We start from the raw sequence: 21,220 nt of genomic DNA, 5'->3' as shown, positions 1-21,220 counted from the left end.
TTATTATCGCTTTATCGCAGCTCCAGCAACGCCACATTCTCTATGTGGTGGGTATGGGGGAACATGTCGACAGGCTGCAGCCGTAGCACCTTATAGGCTTCATCGAGCAATTGCAGATCCCGGGCCTGGGTAGCAGGATTGCAGCTGACATAGACAACCCTTGGGGCGCGCATCCGCAACAGCTGCTGGATCAGCTTCTCATGCATCCCGGCTCGCGGCGGATCGGTAATGATCACATCAGGCCGGCCATGCGCTTCGAAGAAGGCATCGGTAGCGATATCCGATACATCGCCGGCGTAAAACTGGCAATGCTGCAGGCCGTTCCATTCCGCATTAAGTTTGGCATCTTCAATAGCATCGGGCACCGCCTCGATACCAATGATCTTTTTCGCCCCTTTTGAGAGGAAGATACCGATGCTGCCGGTACCGCAATAAAGATCGTAAACCACTTCATTGCCGGTAAGCCCGGCAAAATCCCTGGTGATCTGGTAAAGACGCTCGGCCTGCCGCGTATTGGTCTGGAAAAAGGATTTAGGCGAGATCTTGAAGCGGAAATCTTCGAGGTATTCTTCTATATAGCCTTTGCCCTTGTACGTATGAACCGTAAGATCATAGATCGTATCGTTCATCTTGGGATTGATCGTATAATGCAGCGAGGTGATCTCAGGCACTTCCTTCAGCAGGGTATCAAGCATCATCTTCAGCTCCTCCCGATCGTATTTGACGATCAGGTTGACCATTACCTCGCCTGTAGTCGCCACGCGGATCACTACATTCCGCAACCAGCCGTCCTGCTGCCGGTGATCGTAGAAAGGCAGCCCCTGTTCCAGCGCGATCTCGCGCAGCAGGTTCTTAATCTTGTTGGTCGGCTCCGGCTGCAGATGGCAGGTACGGATATCGACTACTTTATCAAACATGCCCGGTGCATGAAAGCCCAGGGCGGGCTTCCTGGCAATCTCGTCTTCCCCTGCCGCTGCGATCTCCTCACGGGTAAGATAGCTCAGCTCGCTGAAGGTAAATTCAAGCTTGTTGCGGTAATGCCTTTGCAAACCGCTGCCAGCAATGGGCTCGATCGGCGGCAGCGCCACATGCCCGATACGGGTCAGCTGATCGGTTACCTGTATCTGTTTGTACTCGAGCTGCTTTTCGTAAGGGAGCATCTGCCATTTGCAGCCGCCGCAAATACCGAAGTGCTCGCAAAAAGGGGTTACCCTGTCGGCAGAAGGTATTTCCACTTTCAGGGCCTTACCTTCTGCATAGCTTTTCTTATTCTTAAGCACCAGCACTTCGGCAATATCTCCCGGTACAGCACCTTCTACGAAAAGTGTTTTACCATCTTCAAGATGCGCTATGGATTTGCCTTCCGCGGCGTAACGCTCCAACCTTATCCCGTTTAGAACCGTCTTTTTATTTTTTCTGGCCAATGTAAATCTTGCTTGTTAATCCTTTGCAAAGGTAGCTTGATTTTTCTTGTTACGTTTAATCGTTATTTAGCTTTGAACGAACCGGCCGGCCTCCCGGCCGTACAGAAAAACCAAACCCTTTGCCTGAAAAGATCGTTTTATGAAAAAGCTTGCCCCCATTGCTTTGTTCCTGCTTGGCAGCCTGACCACCCGGGCAAAGGACGGTTACCGGATCGAGGTTACCTTTAAAGAGGATATACCGGATTCGGTGGTTTACCTGGAACACTATTTCGGGAAACACTTGCCTACCGTATACCGGCAGGATTCGGCCAGGGTTACCGGCAAACGCAAGGTTGTCTTTGAAAGCAGCAAAGAGCAGCTGGGCGGCGTTTTCATGGTCGTATATAATCATAACAGCAAGCTGGCAGAATTCCTGCTCAATAACGGCGACAACTTTCGCTTCACGGTCGACAACGGCAGCGGGAACAGCGGTTTATCCTTTACAGGAAGCCCCGAAAACGAGCGCTACATGGTCTACAACAAGCTGATGGAAACGCTGGCCAACCGGAATAAAGCCCTTACCGAAAAAAGAGGCCAGGCCAAGATCCGGGCCGACTCAGTAAAGATCGACCAGGAGCTGAAGACACTGTTCAGCGAACAGGCCGACTACCGCAGCGCCTATGTAAAAAAATATCCCAATACCCTGCTGAGCAATATTTTCCTGGCGCTGAAAACACCGGAGCCTCCGGAAAAGGAGCACTACCTCGAAGACGGAAAAACGGTCGATAGTCTTTATGCTTATCAATACATGAAAGACCATTACTGGGATCAGTTCAATTTCCGCGACGACCGCCTGATGCAAACGCCGATTTACGATACCAAGCTGAACGACTACTTTAGCAAATGGATATACCAGATCCCCGACAGCATCAATGCCGAAGCCGACAAAATACTGAAAGCCACCAAAGGAACGAAAGAGCTGTTCCGCTACACCTTGCGTACACTGGCGACCAATGCCCTGCAAAGTAAGGTGATGGGTATGGATGAGGTCTTTGTACACCTGGTGGAAGAATACTACATGAAAGGCGCAGCCTACTGGCTTTCGGATAAAGACCTGGAATGGTATACCGACCGTGCACGGAAAATACGGCCGAATGTATTGGGCAATACCGCGCCCGACCTGAATATGCAGGATGTCTTTACGCTGAAGGATATGCCGCTACACGATGTGAAAGCCCCGTATACCGTGCTTATCGTATGGTCGTATGATTGCGGTCATTGCAAAAAAGAAGTGCCGCTCCTCGATTCGGTGTACCGGTCAACCTTAAAAGAAAAAGGGGTGAAGATCTATTCCGTTGCCGCAGGAGGAGAGCTGTCGGAAATCCAGCAGTTCATCAACAGCAACAAGATCGGCGAATGGATCAACGTGGCCGACATCAATAATAATACCGGCTTCAGAGAAAAGTACGACGCCTATTCCACACCCAAGATCTACCTGTTTGACGAGCATATGAAGATCATCGGGAAAGGCCTCGACCACAGCAATATTAACGAAGTGATTGAACTGACAGCAAGAAAACATAAGGGCTGATCCGATTCTGCTATCTTTGGATCCCATCAAAAACAAATCTGTAACTATACGACCAGGAATGAAAAAATTACTATTAAGCGGTATCTGTGCGGCCCTGGGCCTGACTGCCTTTGCCAGGGACGGATACAAGATCGAAGTGAAATTCAAACAGGATGTAACAGACTCTTTTGTCTACCTGGCCCACTATTATGCCAAGGCCCTGCCGACCATCTATAAAACAGATTCGGGCCGCGTGATCAACAAACGCACAGCGATCATCGAGTCGAAAGACAGCGTGCTGGGCGGCATTTACCTCCTGCTGTTCGACAACCGGACGAAGTTCACCGAGTTTATCCTCAATAACGGTGATGCGATGACGATCAATGTCGATACGACCGACATGCCGGCCAACATTACCTTCAAAGGCAGCGAAGAGAATACGCGCTATGTAGCCTACGAAAAGTTCCTGATGGGCTATGGCAAGAAGCAGCAGGCGCTGATAGAAGAGCTTAAGAGTGCCAAAAGCGCTGCTGATACGCAGAAGGTTCGCGACAGGTCGGGTGTATTATCCAAGGAGCTGACAGCTTACCGTAAAGATTATGCAGCCAAATATCCCGGCACTTACATCAGCACGGTATTCAAAGCCCTGGCGGTACCCGAAGTGCCGGAAGGCACACATTACCTGGCCGGCACCAAAACGGTGGATACAGAATTTGCCTATCATTACTATAAGCAGCACTACTGGGATCAGTTCGACTTCAAAGACGACCGCCTGATCTACTCACCGGTGTACGACGCCAAGCTGGACGAGTATTTCAACCGGATGGTAATGCCTTTGCCTGATTCGATGAACCGTGAAGCGGATGTAATGCTCGCCCGTACCCGCAAGTCGAAAGAGCTGTTCAAATATACCCTGCACTGGCTGGCCGGCAATGCCGAACGCAGCAAGGTAATGGGTATGGACGAAGCCTTTGTGCACCTGGTGGAGAACTACTACATGAAAGGCGACGCCTATTGGCTGGATTCGGCCAGCCTTGCCAAGTACGAGGACAGGGCCAAGAAAATAGCGCCCAACGTGCTGGGCAATACAGCGCCGGAGCTGCTGATGCAGGACATCTGGAGCCTGCAGGATAAACCGCTCAGCCAGCAGGAAGGTAAATATACCTTGCTGGTCTTCTGGTCCAGGGAATGCGGCCACTGCATGAAAGAAATCCCACAGCTGGATTCGGTTTACCGTAAAGTGCTTAAAGCAAAAGGCGTAAAAATATACGCAGTATCCACGGAAGGCGACCTGACCGACATACAGAAAACAGTAGAGCAGCTGAAGCTGCAGGAATGGGCCAATGTGGTGGATGCACGCAACAAGACCGATTACCGTTCCAAATATGATGTGTACAGCACACCAAAGATGTACCTGCTCGATGATAAGAAAAAGATCCTGGGCAAAGGACTTGACCACAGTAATATAGCTGAGGTGATCGAATTCACGGAAAAGAAAAAAGCAAAGAAAACCTAGTAGCAATGCTGCTGTAAAAAGAGCTGAGGCCAGGCCTCAGCTCTTTTTGTTCCAGGGGGTCCCGCACATATGCCTGGCGCCCGATGTTCCCGCATTCTTTTCTATTTTTACGGCAAACCATTCTGACATGATTTACAGGCTGACGTTTTTTTTCCTGCTGATCGCAGCAGGACTCCCCTTGTCTTTGAGCGCGCAGGAAGCGCCTGTGCTTACCGAAGCGGTTGCGGCACAGCTGGCGGCATTACCCCTGCGTTGCATCAACCAGCAGTTTCCCAATAAGACTTCCCACACGGCAGACAGCGCCTCAGATGCGCGCCTGCTGCCGGTAGAGCTGCATCCTGCGTTTTACGGCTGCTTCGACTGGCATAGCAGCGTACATGGTCATTGGATGCTGGTGCGGCTGCTGAAGACGTTCCCGGCGCTCTCCAACAGGGAGCAGATCGTCAAAGTGCTCGACGGCACCTTTCAAAAAGATAAGATGGCGGCCGAAGCCGCTTACTTTACCCGCTACAGCGTCGGCAACACTTTTGAACGTACCTACGGATGGGCCTGGCTGTTGAAGCTCGATGAAGAGCTGGCTACCTGGAACGATGCCAGCGGTCGTCGCTGGCACGAAGCCCTGCAACCGCTTACAGTGGAAATACTACGCCTGTGGAAAGCCTACCTGCCCAAGCAAACTTATCCCAACCGGACCGGTGTACATCCCAATACTGCCTTCGCCATGGTGTTTGCCCTGGACTGGGCCCGGGCCGTCAAAGACACGGCGTTTGAACGGCAGGTGATCGACAAGTCGCTTTATTTCTACAAAGACGGCAAAGCCACTCCGGCTTACCTGGAGCCCGACGGCAGCGATTTTTTCTCTCCCAGTCTCGAAATCGCCGACCTCATGCGGCGCATACTCCCCACCAAAGCTTTTGTGACCTGGCTCGATGGCTTCTATGAAGAGCGCAGCATTGCCCGCATCTGCAGCCTGCCTACCGTAAGCGACCGCAGCGATTACCAGATCGTGCATCTGGACGGTCTTTCCTTCACCCGTGCCTGGTGCATGAAGGGTATTGCCCGTCAGCTACCCGCAAACCATAAATGGAAAAAACGCTTTACTACCGCCGCCGCTCAGTTCCTTACCCAAACCCTGCCCCACGTGACCGGCGGCTATGGTGGCGAACACTGGCTGGCTTCTTTCGCCGTTTATGCCCTGGAATAAAGACGTTGCATGTGTTGCTTGCAGAGACATTGCATACCGTTGTTGCCTTGTAGAGACGCTGCATGCAACGTCTCTACAAGGCAACAAACCATATTTCCGTATCTTCGCCATATGATCAAGCAGCATCCGCAGCATCCTGAAGTATTGAAAGAGGCCGACCGCCTGCAGCATTTTTTTGATACCACACCCATCCTGATACAGGAGTGGCGGGAAGGATGCATGTTCGTCAGGAACATCCCTGAATTCATCCATATGGAGCTGCACGCTGCCCGCACTTTCAATCCCACCCATTATTTCAACCCGCCGCTGCGCCGCCTGCAGCAGCTGGAAAAAGCCATCCTAAACCAGACGGGCGCACCGGCGACCAACGCAGAAGCCTAAGGCTCCGGAGCGGTTGTATCGCAGGCATATATAACTTCTTGATAGGCCTATTGCGACCCGCTGTCAACGATGTTTGCGCCGTATGGGTTAACTTTGAAGGATGCTGAACCGAACCCTGATTTCCTTATTCCTTTCCGCTTTTTTACTACTGGGCCTCTTTTCCTGCGATAAACCGGCGAAGGAAGGCGAGCAATACACTACCAAAACAGAATGCCTTTCCGCTGTTGACGAGCGGTGCTATGCCGAAATGACCGAGTATTCCGTTTTGAGGGATGAGAAGAAGCTGCAGGCCTTACGGGCTGCGGGGAAAGTAATCAGCTTGCCGGCCAGTAAAAAGGTAACTGTATTGAAACGGAAGATCGACATTGCCCTGGTAGAATACCGTACCCGTCACGGCAAGCGGCAGGTATGGGTTGCCGTAAAACATTTACAATAGATTAATCCTGTAACTTGCACTTTATTTTTTGAGTATGTCTGTAAAAAAGCAACTGACGGAATTGCTGGAACAGCGCATCGTGATCATCGACGGCGCTATGGGTACGATGATCCAGCGCTATAAGCTGCAGGAGGCCGACTACCGCGGCCAGCGCTTCGGCGACTGGCATTGCGACCTTAAAGGGAACAACGACCTCCTGTCGATTACCCAGCCCCAGATCATTAAAGCGATCCACCGCGAATACCTGGAAGCGGGAGCCGATATTATCGAAACCAATACTTTCAGCGCGCAGGTGATCTCGATGGCAGACTACGATATGCAGGAGCTGTCCTACGAGATGAATGTGGCTTCGGCAAAGGTGGCCAGGCAGGCCATCGCCGAATACCAGGAAGCGCATCCGGGATCGGGACCCAAATTTGTGGCGGGTGCCATCGGTCCCATGAACAAGACTTTATCCCTGTCCCCCGATGTCAACAATCCCGGCTACCGTGCGGTTACTTTTGACGAAGTATCACAAGCTTATTTTGATCAGGTAAAAGGCCTGGTGGAAGGTGGAGCCGATATCCTCCTGGTCGAAACGATATTCGATACGCTGAATGCCAAAGCCGCGCTTTTCGCTATCCGTCGTTTCTTCGATGAAACAGGACTGGAGCTGCCGGTCATGATCTCCGGCACCATTACCGATGCTTCAGGCCGCACCCTTAGCGGTCAGACGCTGGAGGCTTTCTATATATCGGTGGCGCATGTCCTGCCGGTAAGCATAGGCCTGAACTGTGCCCTGGGCGGCGCCCAAATGAAGCCGCACGTAGAAGAGCTGGCCCAGATCGCCGCCTGCTATGTAAGCTGTTATCCCAACGCGGGTCTGCCCAATGCTATGGGCGAATACGATGAAACACCGGAAGATACCGCCGCAATCATTGCCGGCTTTGCCCGCAATGGCTGGATCAATATTGTAGGGGGCTGCTGTGGCACTACGCCCGATCATATCCGGGCTATAGCTACTGCGGTAAAGGAAATTGCCCCCCGCCCGCTGCCGGTGCTGGAAACTGCACTGTAGCAGGAACCGGTTTAGATAAAAAGATAAGCGGGGCCGACGAATGTCGGTCCCGCTTATCTTTTACAGCAAGCTATTACATATTCGGCCTGCCACCTTTGTTACGGTTTTTATTATTGTTATTCCGGTTATTCTGGTTCCGGTTATTGTTGTTCCGGTTGTTGTTGTTATTCTGATTCCGGTTCTTATTATTAGCGCTGGCATTTTTCTTATGCACGTTACCGCTGTTGAGGTTATTCCGGTTGTCGAATTTCACCTTTACGCCTGTAGCCGTATAGTTCAGCTCGCCGTTGGTGATCTCCGACAGCTCTTCTTTGATCATATCGTCATGCACCGGCTCTTTGTGCCAGTTGGCATAGGCCAGCTTCATATAGTAGGCGATAGACTGGGTAAAGCCCCTGCGTTTTTCCTCATCGGACTCCTTCAGCGCCTTCTCAATAACGGCAGCCAGGTTCTTGCCGAGGTGTCTTTGCTTTTTCTGCTGGGACCTGGGATAAGGCAGCGGATCCGGCTTACGGAACAGCTTTTCTTTTGTTGGTGTGGGGTAGGGTGATTCGACTTCGAGGTCAAAATCGGCGATGAGGTAAAGGTGATCCCAGAGCTTATGGCGGAAGTCCTCTACATTCTTCAGATGAGGATTCAAAATGCCCATCAGCTCGATGATGGCGCGGGCATTCTTCTGGCGTTTTACGGGATCTTCGATGGTACGCATGTATTCTACCATCTGCTGTATATTCCTGCCGTACTCCGGCATGATCAGCTTGTCGCGCGTTGTATTATATTTCATTGAAAGAAAAACGTAAATATTATCCTGCGGTGTCTCCGGCAGGCGAAAAAGTGAAGCAGCATCGTGGAAGCCCCCTATCCACGGAATGATACAGTGCAAATATAAGGGTAAAAATCATAAATAGATCATACGGCAATTATCCCTTTCAAAATACCCCGATAAGGGGTCGGACCTTTGCCGGCCGGCTTCCTGTAACCGGTTGATTAATGTTAAGTTTTACTACTGCCGCCACAGGTGGCAAGCGGGACTGGCGCGAATTGTTTAATTTGAGGAGCAAAAAGACGCTTCTCATCTATGGCTTACCCCTACCAGATACAATCAAAAGAGCAGTATGATGCCCACTACCGCGAAAGTGTGGAAAATCCTGAAGGTTTCTGGGCCGAAGTCGCCGGCCATTTCCAATGGCACAAGCCCTGGGAAAAGGTGCTGGACTGGAGTTTTGAAGAACCTCGTATCGAATGGTTCAGGGGTGGCCGGCTCAACATCACCGAAAATTGCCTGGACCGTCACCTGGAGCAGCAGGGCGACCGGCCGGCGATCATATGGGAGCCCAACGATCCCGGGTCGGAGGGACTTACCCTCAGCTACCGCCAGCTCCTGGATAAGGTGATGCAATTGTGCCATGTGCTGCGGCGTAATGGTGTACAAAAGGGCGACCGTGTCTGTATTTATATGGGTATGGTGCCCGAGCTTGCTATCGCCACCCTGGCCTGCGCCCGTATCGGCGCCATACATTCCATTGTTTTCGGCGGCTTCAGCGCCCGCAGCATTACCGACCGGCTGGAGGATGCGCAGGCCGCGTTTGTGATCACGGCCGACGGCGCGCATCGCGGCAATAAGGCCATCCCGCTCAAAAGCGTGATAGATGAAGCCCTGGAGCAATGTGCCTTCGTGAAAAAAGTAATCGTGCTGCGCCATACCGGCACAGCCATAAGCATGAAGGAGGGCCGCGACTGCTACTGGGATGAAGAGGTCAAACAGGTAGCAGCAGCGGGCAAACCTTTCTTCCCGGCCGAGAGTATGGATGCGGAAGATCCTCTGTTCATCCTGTACACTTCGGGCTCCACCGGCAAGCCCAAGGGTGTGGTACATACCTGCGGCGGGTATATGGTCTACGCCAGCTATTCTTTTGTCAATGTATTCCAGTACCAGCCCGGCGATGTATATTTCTGCACGGCCGATATCGGCTGGATCACCGGGCACAGCTATATTGTATACGGCCCTTTGCTGGCAGGCGCAACTACGCTCATCTTCGAAGGGATTCCTACATGGCCCGATGCCGGCCGTTTCTGGGATATCGTGGACAAGCACCGGGTAAACATCCTGTACACCGCGCCTACGGCCATTCGCAGCCTGATGAGCTTCGGTACGGAACCGATAGAAGGCCATGATCTCAGCTCGCTGAAGGTGCTGGGATCGGTAGGTGAGCCGATCAACGAAGAAGCCTGGCAATGGTTTCACGAGCATATCGGCAAAGGCCGCTGCCCCCTCGTCGATACCTGGTGGCAGACCGAAAACGGTGGTATCCTTATCTCCAACCTCGCCGGCGTAACGCCCGCCATACCCACCTTTGCCACGCTTCCGCTTCCGGGCATACAACCCGTGCTGGTCGATGAAAAAGGCGCGCCGGCACAGCCCGTAAAGCAGGAAGACGGCAGCAGCATTACCTCCGGCAACCTGTGTATCCGCTTTCCCTGGCCGGGCATGTTCCGCACTACCTATGGCGATCATGAGCGGTTCCGGCAAAACTATTTTGCGGCTTATCCCGGCCTCTATTTCAGCGGCGACGGCTGCTACCGGGACGATAAAGGTAATTACCGCATTACCGGCCGCGTAGACGATGTGCTGAATGTGAGCGGGCATAGGATCGGCACCGCAGAAGTGGAAAACGCGATCAACAGCGACCCTTCGGTGATCGAAAGCGCTATTGTCGGCTATCCGCACGACATCAAGGGCCAGGGCGTTTATGCCTTCGTGGTCTGCGACCCGGAACATACGCCCGGAGAGGAAGCCCGCAAAGCCATCCTGCAAACCGTTACCCATCTTATCGGCGCGATCGCCAAGCCCGACAAGATCCAGTTTGTAAGCGGGCTGCCCAAAACACGCAGCGGAAAGATCATGCGCCGTATCCTGCGCAAGATCGCCGAAGGCGCGCTCGATAGCCTGGGCGATACCAGCACGCTGCTCGATCCGGGAGTGGTAGAAGAAATCAAAGCCGGAAGGGTGTAAAGGCAGGCCATCCCGCAGGCTTATTTATAGTCTTCTCAATTGTGCTCCTGTCACTCCGGTCATCTGCCTTTACTGATGCCCTCTGGCAATTAAATGGTCGGGCTGCCGTAAAAGGCAGCCCGACCATTTGAACACATAAACAAGGCTTATAGCTTTTCGATCATTACATTGGTGATCTTGTAGCTGTAGTCGTTGCCGTCGCCTTCTTCTTTCCCGGGCTTGGGTACGGTGATCGTCACATGACTTCCGGATTCCTTTTTAGGGCCTTTGGCCGTATAAGTTACGGTTCCGGTAATGCGCACCTTATCGCTTGTGCTGATCTTTTCGCCGTTCTTATCATAGATGAATACATCCTTGTCTTCAAAACGCCGTGCCGTATCGGGTACATTGATCTTTACACTATTCTTCCCGGTACCGTAAGGCAGAACGATATCGGTGATCCGCTCCCGCCTGGTATTGTCCAGCGCGGCCTGCATTTCCAGATTCATATCGAGCGTTTGCCCGGTGCCCCATACCATCATATTGGTAGCCAGCTTGCCTTCAGCCGAAATGGTCTTGCCGTCGTGGGTATAGCTTGACGCAAGCTCTTTGGCCAGGTCCATGGACTTGTTGCCGCAGGAGGCCAGGAACAACGATAACAGGGCCGAAGCGAGGCCGGTAAAATACAGGGCAGAACGTCTCATAGATAAAATTTTAGCGGACTAAGGAGATATTTTTACAGGAACAAAGCTAAACCCCGCTGCAACAGACCTGTATGCAATTATATATCCGTGGCAGGGTTATCGCGATCCGTTCGTTACATAGAAAAATATGCCACAGGAATTCCTAATTAACATCCCGAAAATATCCGCTTCAGGGAATTAAACGTTATGCCTCGTACCTTTGTCTAAGCATCGACTAATCAGCCTTTTGACATGAACAAATATTTGAACCTTATCCTGGCAGCCGGCCTGTTCCTTCCGGCAACAGCATCGGCACAAAGTGAGCTGGACGCCCTCCGTTACGGGCAGGTAACCGGGGCGGGCACCGCACGCTCCCTCAGTCTTGGCGGCGCCGGCGGCTCTTATGGCGCCGACTTTTCGTCGCTCAGCATTAACCCCGCTGGTATCGGTGTCTACCGCAGCTCCGAGATTACCGTCACACCGGTATTGAGATTGAACAAGATAAAAAGCACTTACCTGGGCAGCACGGCCAGCGACGACCGCACGCGTCTTAATCTCAGTAATTTTGGCGCCGTCTTCACCAAATCGGCCAGGGGCAATGAGTATGAAAGCAGCGGCTGGAAAGCTTTTTCGATAGGGATCGGCTTCAACCGCATTGCCGATTTCACTGCCAATGGCTACTATGCAGGAAACAACAGCCTCAGCTCGATCACGGAAGAATTTGCTGCCGACGCCAAGTATAACGGCATTTCCGATCAGCTGGCGCCGCCCTTCGGCTTCCTGGCCTATGAAGGTTATGTGCTCGACCAGGACAGGAACTCCATTCCTTACAACAATATCATCAGCCAGGGCGGTTCGCTGAACCAATCCAAATCCTGGAGCTCGAAAGGCGGCATCAACGAATGGAGCCTTAGCCTCGGCGGCAATTACATGGAAAAGCTGATGCTGGGTGCATCGCTGGCGCTCACTTCATATAAGTACGACCGCACCACCAATTACACCGAAAAAGATGCGACAGGCAACCCCAACAACGATTTCGACTACCTAAGCTATAATGAGCTGCTGTCGACTACCGGTCTTGGCTTCAATGCCAAGCTGGGCGCTATTTATGTAATCAACGATATCGTAAGGGTAGGCGCTTCTTTCCATACGCCTACCTGGACTTCCTTTACCGATATCAGCGACTACAACATGACGACCAATACTGAAGGCTATAAAGCTTCGCTGGGTGGCGGCGATACCGACCCCGTCAGCTTCAAGCAGCCTTCGGCGCAATACCAGTTCGACTATTCGCTGCGTACACCCTGGAGAGCGGTGCTGAGCGCTACAGCCTTTATGGGTAAATACGGTTTTGTTACTGCAGATTACGAATATGCCGCTTATAGTTCTATGCGGTATAATTTCCGCGACAACAGCTTTAACGACTATGAAAATGCGCTGAATCAGGCCATCAAAGATACCTACAGGGGCACCCACAACTTCCGTGTAGGTGTCGAAGGCAAGCTGAGCAACTTTATGGGCCGCCTGGGCTTTGCCTACTATACCAGCCCCTTTAAGCAATCCGATCTCTTTGACGGCCAGCGTATGGACTTGTCTGCTGGTGTGGGCGCCCGTTTCGGAGGCTTTTTCGTCGACCTGGCTTATGTACATATCATGCAGAAACAGTCGGAATACGGCTATCCTTTGCTGATGCAGGATAATGCAGCCATGGGCGTACGTAAAATACCGGTAGGCCTGGCTAACCTGGACTACGGCAACAACCTGGTAGCGCTTACCCTGGGTTTCAAATTCTGATCTTATATTCCTTAAAACTGCGCGGGCCGCTGGCCCGCGCAGTTTTATTTTTTACCTTTGCAGTATGCAACTATTAGACGGGAAAAAAGTATCGGAGGCGATACTTGCCGGGATTGCCGAAGAGGTGAACCAACTGAAGCAGGACGGCAAAAAAACACCGCACCTGGCCGCTATTCTTGTCGGAGGCGACCCGGCCAGCCAGACTTATGTCGCATCTAAAGTAAAGACCTGCGAGCAGATCGGTTTCGGATCCACCTTGCTACGCCTGGAAGAACAAACGAGCGAAGCTGAGCTGCTGGGCCATATCGCCGCGCTCAACGCCGATCCGGCAGTGGATGGCATATTGGTACAGCTGCCGTTGCCCAAGCATATTTCAGAGGAGAAGGTGATCAATACCATTCATCCCGAAAAGGATGTGGACGGCTTCCACCCCATCAGCCTGGGCCGCATGGTGCTGGGCCAGCAGACCTTTATCTCGGCAACACCCAACGGGATCATGATGATGCTGGAACACTATGACATCGATACTGCCGGCAAACATTGTGTGGTGATCGGCCGCAGCAATATTGTGGGTACGCCCATGAGCATCCTGCTGAGCCGCAACAGCAATCCCGGCAACTGCACGGTTACCTTATGCCATTCAAAAACCCGTAACCTGAAAGAACTATGCCTGCAGGCAGACATCGTGGTGGCAGCCATCGGCCGCCCGCACTATGTTACGGCCGATATGGTGAAAGAAGGCGCCATTGTGATCGACGTCGGCATTAACCGCATAGAGGACAGCAGCAAAAAAAGCGGCTTCCGTCTGGTAGGCGATGTGGATTTTGACGCCGTAGCGGGCAAATGCAGCTACATTACTCCCGTGCCCGGCGGTGTGGGCAAGATGACCATCTGCGCCCTGATGAAGAACACGCTGCTGGCAGCAAAAGACAAATAAAAGAAGCGATGATGAAGACAGCAGAGGCAACTACGGTCAGCTACCCGGTTATGGAGCACTTCTACACCCTGCAGGGCGAAGGTTTTTATTCGGGACAGGCGGCTTACTTTATACGCCTTGGCGGCTGCGATGTGGGCTGCGTATGGTGTGATGTAAAGGAAAGCTGGGACGCAGCTGCCCATCCGCTGATGAGTACAGAAACCATGGCCGAGCTGGCCGGTGCACACCCCGGCAAGATTGTGGTGGTGACCGGCGGCGAGCCTTCCATGTATGATCTTGTTCCCATTACACAGACCCTGAAAGCAGCCGGGCTGCGTACCCATGTCGAGACCTCGGCCTCCAGCCCGCTTACAGGCGATTGGGACTGGGTAACGTTGTCCCCTAAAAAATTCAAGGCGCCGCTGCCGGGCAATCTGCCCCTGGCCGATGAGCTGAAAGTAGTGGTCTTCAATAAATCCGATTTTAAATGGGCCGAAGAATTTGCCGCGCAGGTAAAGCCAGGCTGCAAGCTGTACCTGCAGCCCGAATGGGATAAGCGCGAAGCCATGACGCCGCTGATCATCGACTATATTCAGCAGCATCCGCAATGGCAGCTATCGCTGCAGACGCATAAGTACCTGAATATTCCCTAATCTTTTTATTTTTACGCCCGGCAGGAAACCACCTGCCGTTTTTTTCGTCATGACTTTAGTTCAAGCCATTATTCTCGCCGTGATCGAAGGCATCACCGAATTCCTGCCCATCTCTTCCACGGGACATATGATCATCGGCAGCTCGGTTATGGGTATCCAGAAAGACGAATTTGTCAAGCTGTTCACCGTAGCCATACAATTCGGCGCCATTCTTTCCGTGCTGGTGCTGTATTTCAAAAGATTTTTCCGCAGCATAGGCTTCTACCTCAAGCTGGTCACCGCTTTCATTCCCGCTGCCGTGTTTGGCGTGCTGTTCAGCGACAAGATCGACGAGCTGCTGGAAAGCCCTATGACGGTGGGGATCTCGCTGGTGCTGGGCGGTATCGTATTGCTGTTTGTCGACAATCTTTTCAACAAGCCGAAGGAAGACAATGCCGACCGGATCGGCTATCCTACGGCGTTCATCATCGGCCTGTTCCAGTGTATCGCCATGATCCCCGGTGTGTCCCGCTCGGCCGCGACCATCGTGGGCGGTATGTCGCAGAAGCTTACCCGCAAGGCGGCAGCCGAATTTTCATTCTTCCTGGCGGTACCTACCATGTTTGCCGCAACAGCCAAGAAGATGTACGATTTCTATAAAGCGGAAGGCGCCACCTTTACAGGAGAACAGATCAAGCTGCTCGCTGTAGGCAATGTCGTAGCGTTTATCGTTGCCATGATCGCTATCCGCACCTTTATCTCTTTCCTGAGCAAAAACGGGTTCAAGCTGTTTGGTATTTACCGCATCATCGTGGGCGGCATTATTATTGCGCTGTTGCTGAGCGGCCGTTCGCTCGCAGTGATCTGATACCGTATAATTTCTATAAAAAAGCAGGCAGCTCCGCTGCCTGCTTTTTTATTCCATCATCTGCCAACCCTTCACAACTGGTATAAGCAATGCCGGCCCGGATGATGCTATCTTACCCTTTCGTTTATGGCTGAAATCTTCATAACATTATTCCACGCGCCTACTGTAATTCCCAAGGTTTTCACTTGATGCGGTTTTTTGCGTAGCTGGCGCATATACGCCGGGCATGAAAAAAGGAGCATTGTAACAATGCTCCTTCGTTTCGGCGTTTGGTTTTGCTTATAATTTGTATCCAAGACAAATGTAAAACAGGATATGCATATAAACTACAGGTAAAAACCTGTGATTTATTCAGGTTATTTTTATAATACAGGGCCAAAATTCATCATGCAAGTGGGGAAGCTCCCGGAAAAACAAAAAAGCTACCTGGAAAGGTAGCTTATAAACCAAACACCAAAACTATGGCACCTATTTGATGGGAATTTTGCGGTACGTCAACCGCTTTTGTTCCTCTTGTATTCTGAATGCAAAGCTAAAGCACCTTTTCAAAATGATCAATAGACATAATGTGTACTTTAGCAACTGAGCGGGTAGCTTATCGCAGAAAAGGATATACCAGGGAAAAGAAGGTTATATTAGATAATATCTAATCTGAGATTGGCTGCGTAAAGATAAAGGAAAAGGCTTTTACCTGGTAATTTTTCAGGGAAAAACTTAATAATTAACTTTTTCGCATGAATTTTTCGCCGCCTCCCATTAACCGGGACTATCGGCAGAATCGACGGCAGCCGGCTTAAGGGATTCGGGCACCACATCTTCCGGCACTGTAGTGCCGGTATCGGCGGGGCTTTGCGCTTCTTTTCCTGTCCCCCTATCCGAGCAGGCTGCCAGCAGGAAAAGCAGCGGCAGCAACCATTTGACACGATTCATGATCCTCCGTTTGCTTCTTTCAACGATCCGGGAACAGAATAGTTGTCGTGCGGATCAGAGACATTTTTTCTTTGGATCCGGACATATTGCAAAACATTTTGCCCGCTCGGCTGCCGGGCCCACAGGGACACTATTATTGCCCCTAGTTTGTTATGGATAATCTCTCGATTTGTTACAGGTTTTTGCCTGTAAAAAGTTAGCCGGAAACGCTCTATTTTTACATTTTTAACCAAGTAAACATTTTCCCGAATGATACAGAAAGACAATGCAGAGGGCAGGAAAATCCTGGTGGCCTTCGCCGACGACCATACCACCGTGCGTAAAACAGTGGCTGCGTTCCTGACCGGCCTGGGTGGTATCGAAGTCGTGGTACAGGCTGCGAACGGAAAAGAGCTGATTGATGCGATCGAAGCCCTGGAAACCAAGCCGGACGTGGCGATCCTCGACATCAACATGCCCGTGATGAATGGCTTCGAAACCGTTCAGATGCTTAAAGAACGCTGGGAAGGCATAAAAATACTTGTACTTACTACCTTTATGGATGAATTGTATGTATGTAAAATGATCCGCTATGGCGCCAACGGCTACCTTTCCAAAGACTGTGACCCTGAAGAGATCAAAAGAGCCTTGGTAGCCATTAAGGAGCAAGGTATGTACTACAGCGACTTCTTCGTGGAGAAAATGGCCGTGGTGGTCAAGGATAAAAAGAAAGAGCCCCGCATTACCGAACGCGAGCTGCAGTTCATGAAACATTGTATCAGCGATCTCACATATTTCCAGATCGCCTCATTGATGAAAACCACACAGAAAAGCGTAGAAGGTTACCGCGACAGCCTTTTCCGTAAGCTGGGGGTGAACAGCAGGGTGGGTCTGGCTGTTTTCGCTATCAAGTCGGGCCTGGTTACCATCGATACGATGGCGCTGCCCATACATCATTAAATAGTTATTACCTTTTTTTAACCGTTACAATAATAGTCCGATGAAACATTTATCTCTTAAAAGCCTCCTGTTCCTTTTAGCTTGCTGCGCTCTGTCCTCAAAGGGACTGGCCCAGGGAGCGTCTGCCAATCCCTCCCCTTCTGCCGCCAATGCTGCGGTCGCCGGTACCCCGGGCGGTGGATCCAACCCGTTTTTTATCTCTGTAGATACAGCTAACAAAATGCTGGGAAGCTACCTGTCCAGCATCAATGCCGATGCCGACAATAATATGAATGTGCAGTCCTTTATTATGGATGCCGATGCGATACGGGAATACCTGTCTAACCCGTCGATCAAGAAAGTGAAGATCATGCTGGCGCACACGCTTACTTATATCAACACCGGCAACCAGGGTGTGAACTGCGGCTACAAGTCGGGGAAGCTGACCGTTATTCTCGCCGGCTTTAATGGAGAAAGCAATTACATTTTTGCTCCGGGTAACATGGTTGTCGACCAGGCTATTCCGTGCCCCACCGCTTGCGAGGTTGTTGGCACGGCATCAGATATGTATCTTCATTAAAAGGCGAGATGAGTATTACACACCATCTATACAAGGTCCTTATACCAGTGTACTTTGGGTTATTGATTTGTCTCGCAGTTCTATTGGCTTTCCGGTATAAAAAAGTAGATAAAGCCTCCCGCTTTATCTGTATCCTGGTATGGTCTGGCTTGCTAACGGAGCTGGTAGCAAGATATGCTTCGGTCAGGTATCATAACAATATGCCGGTTTATGCGGTAACCCGGTTTGTCGGTTTTGCCTTCATCAGTATGTATTTTAACTACAGCATTGATGTTTTCCGCAAGCACCATATAGGCTATTTAATTGCAGCGATCGTTATCCTGACGGGCGTAGCCAATTCTATCTGGTACCAGCCGCTGGCCACCTTGAATACGCTTTATATTTTCCTGGAATGTATCAGCGTCGTCTGTATGTCGCTTTATTCCTTTTACCGGCTGCTGCTCCCCAATACTACGATAAGATTGCACGAGCAGGTTCATTTCTGGATTCCCTGCATTTTTGTTTTTAACTGGTGTGGTACACTTTCTTGCTGGGGTTTATATGATTATTTCAGAAAGGGGATCACAGAAAAAATACCGATCCTTAATATCAGCCTTGTTTTTGTAGCCATCCTTACCTACCTGTCTTTCGGTCTTGTGTTTCTGTTATACCCCAAAATGAAAAGCATCAATGAATGATGATAGCCTGGTGCCCTTTTTCGTCACCATCACCTTGCTGATGGTGGTTTTTGCCTTTTTCCTGATCATTACCCTGATTGTGCAGAAGAACAAACAGAACCGGCAGGCCAATGAGCTGCTGCAAGCCCAGGTGAAGGAGCGGGACCGTACCATGAGCCTGATCTCCGTAGAGATCCACGACAACATCAGCCAGATGCTCAGCCTTACCCGCATGACCTTAAGGATGATCGGCAAACAAGCCGTACCCGAACAGCTGCCTTTGCTCGAGCAGGCTGGCAGCATGCTCGATAACCTGATCGTGGATACCCGCAACATCAGCCACTCGCTCAATACCGATTACCTTAAGAACAAAGGCCTGCTGGAATTCATGAACCGCGAGGTAAAGTGGATCAACGCTTCCAGGGGCATCATCTGCAACCTGGCGGCCACCGGCTACCACGACCAGCTTTCGGGCGAGAAGGAACTGATGGTGATCCGCATTGCGCAGGAAGCGATCCAAAATACGATCAAGCACTCGGAAGCCACACACCTGCATATCGGCATTACCTGCAGCGAAAAGCTGTTTAAAATGATTATCACCGACAATGGCAAAGGCTTTTCGCATACGCCGGGCGCCAACGGCTCGAGCGGGCTGGGCCTGCAGAGTATGTACCAGCGCGCCGAGCTGATTAAAGCGAAGCTGGAAATCCAATCGGGCAACACGGGTACCACGCTTACCCTGCTGGTTCCCGAAGAGCAGAAGGAAAAAGTGCTGGCGGAGCAAAAAAATCCTCCGCTTTTGTAAAAATCCCGCTATATTTGCAACCCAAATCTAAAGGTTAGATAGAACAATAGTGTAACGGTAGCACACCAGACTCTGACTCTGTTAGTCTTGGTTCGAATCCAGGTTGTTCTACAAACAAATGAAAACCCGCTCTGAGAGCGGGTTTTGTTGTTTTGGGTCGTTTTGGCGATTTTCAGATATTGTTGATTTACAAGGTAATTGGGTTCGAATCCAATTTGGTTAAATGTTTCTTTGGCCTCAGGAAATTAGCACTCTATTAGTAACTATCCTATTAAAAATGGGGAAATTTCCTCTTGTATTAATTCTATTCAATCTGTTTTTTTGGAAAAAAATACTATGAAAATTTATCGTTTTGGGTTTAAAAATAACCAACCAGAATTGCCACCTGTAGAGGTTCCAGAGAGCTATGAATTGGACTTTGTAAGCATGTTTAATAATGCTATTTCGTTCGATGCGACAAATGGAAAATTAAATTTCCATAAAGGTGAAAGCAGATAATGAAGAAGCTGCCACTAATATCATGATGGACATTAGAGCAAATCATCTTCAGCGTCACGGCATTCGCTTTTAATCTATGCTTTGAAGTAAAAAAATCACCCTTTTAAACCATTATAATGAAGAGCAAATTTTTCATTAAATTTCTAAATAACTCATCCCATTTAGATTCTGACTTGGAGTTTGTTGATATAATTAAGTCGTGTGTAATAAATGGAAGAACAAAAACTGATCTAACAGATTTCTTGTTTGACTATGTTGATCCATCAAAACATAAAAGATTCTCAACTGGTGCAAATTCAGATCATCGAAGAAAACTCGCTGTTAACCATCTTAAAGCATCTATTCGTTCAGCATTTATTAAAAGCATTTATGAAGCAACAACTACGTACTTTCAAGAAGTCTTAAAAGCGGCAACTAAAAAGGGGGTAAATAGTGATAGGTTGCTAGGAGAACATAATAGAACATATACTTCAAAAGAAATTATAGAACTTGGTAACTATTCAAAAATTCTAGAGTCTATAGCATCATCGATTTTCAGACAGCTCGAGAATGAGAAAAAAACAAAAGATTTAATTTTGAAGATGGGTAAAAAGCTAGGACTGGATATTGATGAGACAAAAATAAATGCAGCCCTCCCTTTTTTTGAATTAAGACATAAACTCGTCCATTCAGAAGGAAAAGCGGATAAAGCTTTTTGCGATCGCTTTCCAGAATTTGGGGCAGTTGTCGATAGACCTATTAAACTGACACATACGCTAATAGAAGATGCAAAAACTGCTATTGTTGCCCTAATTACAGATTTTGATACCCAAATTATCGCTAAGAGTATTATTTCTCAGACAGAAATGCAGCCATGATTTATAATTGGATTTTTTTACCAATTTGTAATTCATTCAAAGTATTCTCAAACCAAAGCGAAATTGATCACATTTGTGACCGCGCTTTCAGAGCAATCCAAATCAGGTTCGCTATTTTGAATCACAAATTGCCTTTTTCGGTTAAGTAACTGAACGCTTCATTCATTCTTGACATTCCATCGACAAGCCCTTGCTCCGTGTCATCATTTTCGTACATAAATGAATATGAATCTAAGTCCAAAAACTTCCAAATATCAATTGTGATCATTAGAAATGCACTGTAACCCTCCCTATTATCGGACTGGGGCAAACCTAACTACTTAAAATTACTTTTTTGTTTTGACCTATAAACCCTGGAGCCTGAAAAGAAAAACTAGGTGCTATTTTGTCCTTGCATCTTCCGGGCTAGTGGAGTTTGGTTGTTAAGCGCCTCATGAGGCCGTAGCTTATTATAATCCTCCATCCACTCTTCTGTAAGGATACGTACCTGCATCCTATCTTCAAATAAATAGGCATTGAGTACG

General features: G+C 49.9%; 22 protein-coding genes and 1 tRNA gene. 18 read left to right on the top strand and 5 right to left on the bottom strand.

Features of this window, described 5'->3' with window-relative positions:
- Positions 1-11: 11 nt before the first annotated feature.
- Entirely contained in the window at positions 12-1,382 is a 1,371-nt protein-coding gene (gene rlmD / locus DZC79_RS14635) for a 23S rRNA (uracil(1939)-C(5))-methyltransferase RlmD (RefSeq protein WP_232831838.1), read from the bottom strand.
- Between the two features lie 181 nt (positions 1,383-1,563).
- Here rlmD and DZC79_RS14630 point away from each other — a divergent pair, with 181 nt between their 5' ends.
- The 6 genes from DZC79_RS14630 (at position 1,564) to DZC79_RS14605 (ending at position 7,567) form a co-directional block, all read left to right on the top strand.
- Complete coding sequence (locus DZC79_RS14630; RefSeq protein ID WP_118952350.1) at positions 1,564-2,994, top strand: TlpA family protein disulfide reductase; 1,431 nt, start codon at positions 1,564-1,566, stop codon at positions 2,992-2,994.
- Between the two features lie 58 nt (positions 2,995-3,052).
- Positions 3,053-4,489 carry a TlpA family protein disulfide reductase gene (locus DZC79_RS14625; protein WP_118952349.1) on the top strand — a complete coding sequence of 479 codons (1,437 nt, stop codon included), beginning with the start codon at positions 3,053-3,055 and terminating at the stop codon, positions 4,487-4,489.
- Positions 4,490-4,616: 127 nt separating this feature from the next.
- The gene (locus DZC79_RS14620) at positions 4,617-5,693 is read left to right on the top strand and encodes a DUF2891 domain-containing protein (protein ID WP_118952348.1); all 1,077 of its coding nucleotides are present in this window, start codon (positions 4,617-4,619) and stop codon (positions 5,691-5,693) included.
- A gap of 111 nt (positions 5,694-5,804) precedes the next feature.
- Entirely contained in the window at positions 5,805-6,074 is a 270-nt protein-coding gene (locus DZC79_RS14615; RefSeq protein ID WP_118952347.1) for a DUF6965 family protein, read from the top strand.
- A gap of 100 nt (positions 6,075-6,174) precedes the next feature.
- Positions 6,175-6,510 (top strand): hypothetical protein, encoded by a 336-nt coding sequence (locus DZC79_RS14610; RefSeq protein ID WP_118952346.1) that lies wholly within the window; start codon positions 6,175-6,177, stop codon positions 6,508-6,510.
- Between the two features lie 34 nt (positions 6,511-6,544).
- Entirely contained in the window at positions 6,545-7,567 is a 1,023-nt protein-coding gene (locus tag DZC79_RS14605) for a homocysteine S-methyltransferase family protein (RefSeq protein ID WP_118952345.1), read from the top strand.
- A 73-nt stretch (positions 7,568-7,640) separates the two neighbouring features.
- Here the strand turns inward: DZC79_RS14605 and DZC79_RS14600 are convergent, their stop codons facing one another.
- A complete protein-coding gene (locus tag DZC79_RS14600) occupies positions 7,641-8,351 on the bottom strand; it encodes a DUF4290 domain-containing protein (RefSeq protein ID WP_118952344.1) in 711 nt (236 codons plus the stop codon).
- Between the two features lie 294 nt (positions 8,352-8,645).
- Here DZC79_RS14600 and acs point away from each other — a divergent pair, with 294 nt between their 5' ends.
- Entirely contained in the window at positions 8,646-10,580 is a 1,935-nt protein-coding gene (acs, locus tag DZC79_RS14595; RefSeq protein ID WP_118952343.1) for an acetate--CoA ligase, read from the top strand.
- A 146-nt stretch (positions 10,581-10,726) separates the two neighbouring features.
- Here acs and DZC79_RS14590 read toward each other — a convergent pair whose 3' ends face one another.
- The gene (locus DZC79_RS14590; protein WP_118952342.1) at positions 10,727-11,263 is read right to left on the bottom strand and encodes a hypothetical protein; all 537 of its coding nucleotides are present in this window, start codon (positions 11,261-11,263) and stop codon (positions 10,727-10,729) included.
- A 231-nt stretch (positions 11,264-11,494) separates the two neighbouring features.
- Between DZC79_RS14590 and DZC79_RS14585 the strand changes: the two genes are divergently transcribed.
- The 4 genes from DZC79_RS14585 (at position 11,495) to DZC79_RS14570 (ending at position 15,452) form a co-directional block, all read left to right on the top strand.
- On the top strand, positions 11,495-13,036 hold the full coding sequence (locus DZC79_RS14585) for an OmpP1/FadL family transporter (RefSeq protein WP_118952341.1): 1,542 nt from the start codon (positions 11,495-11,497) through the stop codon (positions 13,034-13,036).
- Positions 13,037-13,100: 64 nt separating this feature from the next.
- Entirely contained in the window at positions 13,101-13,973 is an 873-nt protein-coding gene (folD, locus tag DZC79_RS14580; RefSeq protein ID WP_118952340.1) for a bifunctional methylenetetrahydrofolate dehydrogenase/methenyltetrahydrofolate cyclohydrolase FolD, read from the top strand.
- 8 nt (positions 13,974-13,981) lie between these two features.
- Entirely contained in the window at positions 13,982-14,605 is a 624-nt protein-coding gene (locus DZC79_RS14575; RefSeq protein ID WP_232831837.1) for a 7-carboxy-7-deazaguanine synthase QueE, read from the top strand.
- A 49-nt stretch (positions 14,606-14,654) separates the two neighbouring features.
- The gene (locus tag DZC79_RS14570; protein WP_118952339.1) at positions 14,655-15,452 is read left to right on the top strand and encodes an undecaprenyl-diphosphate phosphatase; all 798 of its coding nucleotides are present in this window, start codon (positions 14,655-14,657) and stop codon (positions 15,450-15,452) included.
- A gap of 756 nt (positions 15,453-16,208) precedes the next feature.
- On the opposite strand, the gene DZC79_RS21295 is transcribed toward DZC79_RS14570, so the two are convergent.
- Complete coding sequence (locus DZC79_RS21295; RefSeq protein ID WP_157977168.1) at positions 16,209-16,382, bottom strand: hypothetical protein; 174 nt, start codon at positions 16,380-16,382, stop codon at positions 16,209-16,211.
- A gap of 249 nt (positions 16,383-16,631) precedes the next feature.
- Between DZC79_RS21295 and DZC79_RS14565 the strand changes: the two genes are divergently transcribed.
- The 7 genes from DZC79_RS14565 to DZC79_RS14540 all read left to right on the top strand — a co-directional run bounded on the left by DZC79_RS14565 (position 16,632) and on the right by DZC79_RS14540 (position 20,696).
- Positions 16,632-17,321: a response regulator transcription factor gene (locus DZC79_RS14565; RefSeq protein ID WP_118952338.1), complete on the top strand. Its 690-nt coding sequence runs from the start codon at positions 16,632-16,634 to the stop codon at positions 17,319-17,321.
- A gap of 40 nt (positions 17,322-17,361) precedes the next feature.
- Complete coding sequence (locus tag DZC79_RS14560; protein WP_118952337.1) at positions 17,362-17,880, top strand: hypothetical protein; 519 nt, start codon at positions 17,362-17,364, stop codon at positions 17,878-17,880.
- A gap of 200 nt (positions 17,881-18,080) precedes the next feature.
- Positions 18,081-18,557 (top strand): hypothetical protein, encoded by a 477-nt coding sequence (locus tag DZC79_RS14555; RefSeq protein WP_157977167.1) that lies wholly within the window; start codon positions 18,081-18,083, stop codon positions 18,555-18,557.
- On the top strand, positions 18,550-19,341 hold the full coding sequence (locus DZC79_RS14550) for a sensor histidine kinase (protein ID WP_118952335.1): 792 nt from the start codon (positions 18,550-18,552) through the stop codon (positions 19,339-19,341). Before DZC79_RS14555 ends, DZC79_RS14550 begins: the two co-directional genes overlap by 8 nt.
- 40 nt (positions 19,342-19,381) lie before the next feature.
- A tRNA-Gln gene (locus DZC79_RS14545) sits at positions 19,382-19,452 on the top strand.
- A 225-nt stretch (positions 19,453-19,677) separates the two neighbouring features.
- Positions 19,678-19,839: a hypothetical protein gene (locus tag DZC79_RS21290; RefSeq protein ID WP_157977166.1), complete on the top strand. Its 162-nt coding sequence runs from the start codon at positions 19,678-19,680 to the stop codon at positions 19,837-19,839.
- A gap of 116 nt (positions 19,840-19,955) precedes the next feature.
- Positions 19,956-20,696 (top strand): hypothetical protein, encoded by a 741-nt coding sequence (locus DZC79_RS14540; protein WP_118952334.1) that lies wholly within the window; start codon positions 19,956-19,958, stop codon positions 20,694-20,696.
- Positions 20,697-21,069: 373 nt separating this feature from the next.
- Here DZC79_RS14540 and DZC79_RS14535 read toward each other — a convergent pair.
- On the bottom strand, positions 21,070-21,220 hold a 151-nt coding region (locus DZC79_RS14535; protein ID WP_157977165.1), incomplete at its 5' end, for an integrase core domain-containing protein.

This window comes from Taibaiella helva (assembly GCF_003545695.1).
In the GTDB taxonomy this organism is placed as follows: Bacteria; Bacteroidota; Bacteroidia; order Chitinophagales; family Chitinophagaceae; genus Taibaiella; species Taibaiella helva.
The sequence above is the reverse complement of the archived record's forward strand: the minus strand, read 5'-3'. Positions and strand labels throughout refer to the sequence as shown.

Excerpts from the sequence above, each read along its gene's own strand:
- DZC79_RS14615 (WP_118952347.1), top strand. The coding sequence starts at position 5,805 with ATGATCAAGCAGCATCCGCAGCATCCTGAAGTATTGAAAGAGGCCGAC.
- DZC79_RS14570 (WP_118952339.1), top strand. The coding sequence starts at position 14,655 with ATGACTTTAGTTCAAGCCATTATTCTCGCCGTGATCGAAGGCATCACC.
- DZC79_RS21295 (WP_157977168.1), bottom strand. The coding sequence starts at position 16,382 with ATGAATCGTGTCAAATGGTTGCTGCCGCTGCTTTTCCTGCTGGCAGCC.
- DZC79_RS14565 (WP_118952338.1), top strand. The coding sequence starts at position 16,632 with ATGATACAGAAAGACAATGCAGAGGGCAGGAAAATCCTGGTGGCCTTC.
- DZC79_RS14585 (WP_118952341.1), top strand. The coding sequence starts at position 11,495 with ATGAACAAATATTTGAACCTTATCCTGGCAGCCGGCCTGTTCCTTCCG.
- acs (WP_118952343.1), top strand. The coding sequence starts at position 8,646 with ATGGCTTACCCCTACCAGATACAATCAAAAGAGCAGTATGATGCCCAC.
- DZC79_RS14620 (WP_118952348.1), top strand. The coding sequence starts at position 4,617 with ATGATTTACAGGCTGACGTTTTTTTTCCTGCTGATCGCAGCAGGACTC.
- folD (WP_118952340.1), top strand. The coding sequence starts at position 13,101 with ATGCAACTATTAGACGGGAAAAAAGTATCGGAGGCGATACTTGCCGGG.
- DZC79_RS14555 (WP_157977167.1), top strand. The coding sequence starts at position 18,081 with ATGCCGGTTTATGCGGTAACCCGGTTTGTCGGTTTTGCCTTCATCAGT.
- DZC79_RS21290 (WP_157977166.1), top strand. The coding sequence starts at position 19,678 with ATGAAAATTTATCGTTTTGGGTTTAAAAATAACCAACCAGAATTGCCA.
- DZC79_RS14590 (WP_118952342.1), bottom strand. The coding sequence starts at position 11,263 with ATGAGACGTTCTGCCCTGTATTTTACCGGCCTCGCTTCGGCCCTGTTA.
- DZC79_RS14600 (WP_118952344.1), bottom strand. The coding sequence starts at position 8,351 with ATGAAATATAATACAACGCGCGACAAGCTGATCATGCCGGAGTACGGC.
- DZC79_RS14560 (WP_118952337.1), top strand. The coding sequence starts at position 17,362 with ATGAAACATTTATCTCTTAAAAGCCTCCTGTTCCTTTTAGCTTGCTGC.
- DZC79_RS14550 (WP_118952335.1), top strand. The coding sequence starts at position 18,550 with ATGAATGATGATAGCCTGGTGCCCTTTTTCGTCACCATCACCTTGCTG.
- DZC79_RS14605 (WP_118952345.1), top strand. The coding sequence starts at position 6,545 with ATGTCTGTAAAAAAGCAACTGACGGAATTGCTGGAACAGCGCATCGTG.
- DZC79_RS14575 (WP_232831837.1), top strand. The coding sequence starts at position 13,982 with ATGATGAAGACAGCAGAGGCAACTACGGTCAGCTACCCGGTTATGGAG.
- DZC79_RS14625 (WP_118952349.1), top strand. The coding sequence starts at position 3,053 with ATGAAAAAATTACTATTAAGCGGTATCTGTGCGGCCCTGGGCCTGACT.
- DZC79_RS14630 (WP_118952350.1), top strand. The coding sequence starts at position 1,564 with ATGAAAAAGCTTGCCCCCATTGCTTTGTTCCTGCTTGGCAGCCTGACC.
- DZC79_RS14540 (WP_118952334.1), top strand. The coding sequence starts at position 19,956 with ATGAAGAGCAAATTTTTCATTAAATTTCTAAATAACTCATCCCATTTA.
- DZC79_RS14610 (WP_118952346.1), top strand. The coding sequence starts at position 6,175 with ATGCTGAACCGAACCCTGATTTCCTTATTCCTTTCCGCTTTTTTACTA.